Below are 5,551 nucleotides of genomic sequence, written 5' to 3'. Positions count from 1 at the left end.
GCCCTGCTTGGGTTACAGCTCTTTTCAGCGGTACAGAGAAACCGGGTTTCTTTGAGAAACCCGGTTTCTTTGACAGGAATTACGCAAATAGCATATTTTATTCGCTTCTTGATAGCGATAAATCGCCTACTACGAACTTCTATTTAGGTTTTCCTTTATTTGCCAATATGAATCGTGATTCCCGGTGTTCTTTGAATGACGTTTGAGCGGATAATTACCCTACGGTTATACCTAGATGAATTGATAATTGTCGGATCGATTAATACTGAATCGGAAATCGTGGAATCAATAATGGTGGGATTAATTAGAGTGGAATTCCGAATTGTGCCTCTGACTGGATTTCTCGTCGAGTTGTCATACCCATAGTCATAATCACGATAATTATAATCCCGATAATTATAATCGGGATAATTATTGGATGAAAAGGAACAAGGTGTACCTGTAACGGGATTTACTGGTACGGGGGAGGGAATGGGACTACCGTAAATTATAGATGAACAGATTTGCGGTTGCGATCGCAAAATTATCGGATTTGCTGTCACGGGTATTGCCCCTGACACAACCAAGGCGACTCCCACCGTTAGCGGCGCGAGGAGGTGATTCAGCCAGGATTGCTGAAATGGAGATATCTTCAGCATTTCTCTACCTCACGATGAAGGATAAATATTAATGAATGTCTAACTGAAACTTTGGTTCCACACCCAGTCCAAAATTTGAGATAAATATATTATGCCATTAAGTCGATGAGAAGTCGATGAGTTCTCAAATTACTCAGTCCCCAACTCAGGTAACCAGGAGTCTTAATAGTAAATAGATTACGGTTATGAGGAGGTTAATGTGTTACTGCCTTCTATCTTCATCGGGTTACTGGCACAGGTTACGAGTAAATCGACCTTTATCTTCAGTCCCCCCCTATTTTGGTTAGTTGCAGGAGTTAGTCTTTGCTTGGCTGAGTTCTTTTTACCTAAACCTTGGCTAAGAAGAACCAAATTTATCTCCTTAATGATGGGAGTCAGTGCCCTAATTGTATCATTAATTTTGTGGAGAGCCGGAATTACACTTGGGTTTATTTGGCAGTACATCATGTACGATGGATTTAACTTACAGGTGTTGTATTGGATGGGACTATCTCTAAGTTCAGTTATCTGGATTCGCCCGATGTTTTTCAGAAGCAAAAACTATACTGTGCGAGATGCAACAGAAGCGATAACTTTAACAGATATTTTGCCAGGACAAACTGGAAGAGTTCTGTATGAAGGTAGTTCGTGGCAAGCTTTTTGTGAGAATTATGAAATTGCGATTGCGCCGAATCAGAAAGTTTATGTTCTGCGGATAGAAGGTAATACTTTAATTGTTGCACCGGAAATTTTATTCCATTCTTAGTGGGTGTTTTTAGTGTAAGTTTTGGTATTTTTTTTTTTAACGCAGAGGTTCACAGAGGTAGGGAAGGAGGTTCGCAGAGGTTGTGTAAATTAACTCTTTTTCCCACTCCCCACTCCCCATTTTATTTATTAGGAGGTTTATCATGTCTGAATGGCTTTTAATGGCATTTTTAGCCCTAACTGGAAGTGTTACTCTATCTGGGAGTATCAAGATTATTAAGCAAGGTGAGGAAGCTTTAGTCGAGACTTTGGGCAGATATGATGGTAAGAAATTAGAACCTGGACTGAATTTTATTACTCCATTTATATCTCAAGTGGCTTTCCAAGATACTATCCGGGAAAAAGTATTGGAGATTCCTCCACAAAACTGCATCACTCGGGATAATGTTTCGATTACTGTGGATGCGGTGGTATATTGGCGGATTATGAATATGGAGCGTGCTTATTATAAGGTGCAAAATCTCCATGGGGCAATGGTGAATTTGGTGTTAACTCAGATTCGTTCGGAATTGGGTAAGTTAGAGTTAAATCAAACTTTTACTGCTCGCTCTGAAGTTAATGAAATATTGTTGCGAGAATTGGATATTGCTACGTCACCTTGGGGTTTGAAGGTAACGCGAGTGGAATTGCGGGATATTGTTCCTTCTAAAACTGTCCAGGGGGCGATGGAATTGCAGATGTCAGCGGAGAGGAAAAAACAGGCGGCTATTCTCACTTCTGAAGGGGAACGGGAAGCTATTATTAATAGTGCGAGGGGGGAAGCTGAGGCTCAAATTATTGAAGCTGAAGCACGTCAGAAGGCAGCCATTTTAGATGCGGAGGCACAACAGCAGCAGCAAATATTGAAGGCGAAGGGTACGGCGGCGGCTATGGAGATTATTGCTAATAAGCTGCATAAAGATCCATCTTCAGCTAAGTCTCTCCAGTTTTTAATGGCTCAGAATTATTTGGAGATGGGGATGAAGATTGGTAGTAGTAATAGCAGTAAAGTGATGTTTTTAGATCCGCGCAATATTCCTAGTGCTTTGGATGGAATTGGTTCGATTGTGGGTGAGATGAGTAATGGTGTAAATTTACATTCCCCTGGTAAGAGGATGGAGTAATTGTAAATTTATCGGGCTGAGAAACTCGGTTTCTCAGCCGCAGGCAGGATGCCTGCTCTACGATTTATATGTTTATGAAGGAGAAAGGTTATGGAGTTTCGAGAAAAGCGTGAAGTAGTCTCTGGTGGATTAACTATACTATTAGTATTTGCCATTAGTTCGATGGTATGGTGTATTTTTATAAGTTATCTTCGTCCAGGTTACTGCACTTTTAGTCAAGATTTAGGAACAACACAATATGCGGGTATATCGAGATAAATATCTATTACTCCATTTGCGCTGTAAGAATAATTTTTTAAAACCCACTAAGACACTAAGTAAGAAATAGATAATCTTTTCCCGCCAATGGAGTATCATGGTATTGCAAACAAATTTAATGATAATATGAATATTCGTCGTTATATAGGTTTATTTTTGAGTCTTTTTATCATATCTATTGGCATGGTAATATCGACAGGATTTTACCCAATTAATGGGATTGAAGCGGAGTCAGTCGCTATTCATTTGGATAGCGAGCGGGATTTGATGAGTCGAATTTATATTCCCAAAAATAGCCCCGTACCCTATCCAGTTATGTTCCTCTGTCATGGGGTTAATGCTAGTAAAGCGGTGATGGAACCTTTGGCGGTAGAATTAGCTAGACATGGGATAGCTGCGATTGCATTTGACTTTGGTGGGTTTGGGGAATCTTACCCTATCAATAGTAATAATAAATCCATGGAGAAGCTGGAGGCTAGTACTATAGAGGATGCTAGGGCTATTTTGGCATTTGTGCGATCGCATCCCGATCGATTTGACGTGGAACATATCGGTATAATTGGACACTCTCTTGGCGGTACTACTGCCTTACAGTTAGCCCAGATTGAACCGCAATTACAAAGTGCGATTGTCCTCAGTATGAGTGGATTTGCCACACCCACTACACCTGCAAATCTCTTGCTAGGAGTAGGTTTATACGAACAACTCAATCCCCCCAAAGATTTGCGCCAGATGCTGCAACAAGCAACTAATGGTTGTGCCCATCCCGGCAGTATCTGTGGTGATTTCAGTAATAATACTGCCCGTCAGTTGGTAATATCTGATACTGCGGATCACTTCACAGCCCCCTACGATTCTCAATTAATGCGAGAGGTAGTTAATTGGGCACAAAAATCTTTGGGTGTACCTTTCAATGATTTACCTATAGTTACCCCTTATTTTATTATTGGTATCTGCCTTACTTTCATCGGCGGTATTGCATCTGGTGTTTGTCTATTTCTCCGCGCTGGTAAGCCAGTTACCGTACCTAAATTGCGTCAGGTATTTAGGTATTTTGTGAGCTGGTTAATGGGAATTACTATAGCGGTTTTGTGGGGAATGGGCAGCAATGGTATTGCTCCGAGTAGGGGCGCAAGCAATATGCTGTTATTCTCCTACATTCTCCAAGTTTGTAGCAATTACGCCCTTTGCTACCCGCAAACTGTGGCAAGAGCAGTGCGGATTGCCAGTTTGTATTCCCTATTATGCTTAGGGGCTTTTTTATTATCAGGTTTACTCTCTGGTAGTGGTGAAATTTTATCTAAACCTACCTATTTAATTAGTTTGCCTAAATTTATAGTCCAATGGATATTTTTTCTATTTTATAACTACTCTCAAGCCCTAAAACTGATACTTTTTCCGGTTCATACCTTAGCACTAGCACCCAGTTTACTATTTTGGATGCTGGTATTGCTGGAGTTAATCTTCCCTGGAGTAACATTAACCAGAATCGAACAAGTTGGGGTTTGGAGTGTAACCAAGTTACGCAATCCTTGGCAACTCACAGGTATTGGCAAAATTTCCCGTAAATCCGCTAGTTTATTAGGAGGGCTGCTGTTACTATTGGGCATTATCTTATATCAGCGAGGATCTGATTTATCCCTGGTGGGGGGTAAAGGATTAGTGGCGTTACAGGTATTTGGATTGCTGCTATTTCTGCCCTTAATAGCGATTGTTATTATCGTGCGATTACCTGGGTTTCGCCGTTTGGAAAATTGGCTTTTGGTTTTATGAGGTGGATGGGGGTGGTTAGGCTATTTTAAAAACCACTAAGGCACTAAGACACTAAGGAAGAGATAGATTTATGATTCACCCTTTATCTGTAGGGTGCGTTATGCGAAAGCTAACGCACCATCTACTAATAGTGTCGATGCTCCATAAGTCTTATCAATTATCGCGATAACCCGACAGTGGTTAAAACCACTGTCTAACAGCTTAAGTCGGTTAAAACCGACTGAATCAAAATTTTAGTCCATTTTAATGGACTTCAGCTATTAGCCGTGGAATTAATTCCACGGCGGGTTTTGAGGTTTACTGACAAGGGTGGAAGTTATCAGTTTTAGGGGATTTCAGCTATGAGACAATAGTTTTAACCACTTTCCGGCTATTGAGGGTAGTGCAATATCCAAGTTTACCCTCAGTCTATCTAGTCGATGAGAAGTCGATGGGTTCTCAAATTACTCAGTCTCAAACTCATATAAGCGTGGGCTTTAATAAAGATATCCAGTTAAAGAGGCAATCTGATGAATAGCAAATCCCAACAACAATCTAATGGCTGTGGATGCTTACTGCGTTTAATCGGCTACGGGATAATCATCTCCACAATTTTATCATTCATTTTGCCATCATGTCTTAATTGCGCCAATAAAGCCAAGCAATCAGAAGCAAAACAATATGTTGGCTCAATGAATCGAGCGCAGCAAGCTTACCTTTTAGAAAATAAAACATTTAGTAATAACATTGAAAAACTAGGTCTTGGTATTAAAACTGAGACAGTAAATTATAGCTATTCAACTAACACCACCAACAAAGCCGTCTTCAACTATGGGGTATCCAAAGCAAAATACCGAACAGAATATATTTTGTTTATCCCTCGGCGAGTTAAAGAAGAATTGAATAGTTATATTGGTGGAGTTTTTCTAGTCCCTGCTACTGAAGTAAATGCCAATGCTACTAAAGACAAAATAACAACAGCAGCTATCCTCTGTGAAACGAATTCTTTCAGTACAACCAAACTCCCACAACCCACCTATAAAAATGGTGTACTTG

Annotated in this window: 5 protein-coding genes; 4 read left to right on the top strand and 1 reads right to left on the bottom strand. The window is 40.4% G+C overall.

The window, feature by feature from the left end; translation table 11 throughout:
- Window positions 1-155: 155 nt before the first annotated feature.
- Window positions 156-638, bottom strand: a complete 483-nt coding sequence (locus NJ959_RS24965) for a hypothetical protein (protein WP_254014459.1) — start codon at window positions 636-638, stop codon at window positions 156-158.
- 199 nt (window positions 639-837) lie between these two features.
- On the opposite strand from NJ959_RS24965, the gene NJ959_RS24960 reads away from it, so the two are divergent.
- The 4 genes from NJ959_RS24960 to NJ959_RS24945 all read left to right on the top strand — a co-directional run.
- Window positions 838-1,383, top strand: coding sequence for an NfeD family protein (locus NJ959_RS24960; protein WP_309242708.1), 546 nt, complete (start codon window positions 838-840; stop codon window positions 1,381-1,383).
- Between the two features lie 142 nt (window positions 1,384-1,525).
- A complete protein-coding gene (locus NJ959_RS24955; protein WP_254014458.1) occupies window positions 1,526-2,485 on the top strand; it encodes an SPFH domain-containing protein in 960 nt (319 codons plus the stop codon).
- 384 nt (window positions 2,486-2,869) lie between these two features.
- The gene (locus tag NJ959_RS24950; RefSeq protein ID WP_254014457.1) at window positions 2,870-4,516 is read left to right on the top strand and encodes an alpha/beta hydrolase; all 1,647 of its coding nucleotides are present in this window, start codon (window positions 2,870-2,872) and stop codon (window positions 4,514-4,516) included.
- 509 nt (window positions 4,517-5,025) lie between these two features.
- Window positions 5,026-5,551, top strand: a 526-nt coding sequence (locus NJ959_RS24945) for a type IV pilin-like G/H family protein (RefSeq protein WP_254014456.1), incomplete at its 3' end; no start/stop codon positions are given.

The organism is Limnofasciculus baicalensis BBK-W-15 (assembly GCF_024178385.1).
Taxonomy (GTDB): Bacteria; Cyanobacteriota; Cyanobacteriia; order Cyanobacteriales; family Coleofasciculaceae; genus Limnofasciculus; species Limnofasciculus baicalensis.
The sequence above is the reverse complement of the archived record's forward strand: the minus strand, read 5'-3'. Positions and strand labels throughout refer to the sequence as shown.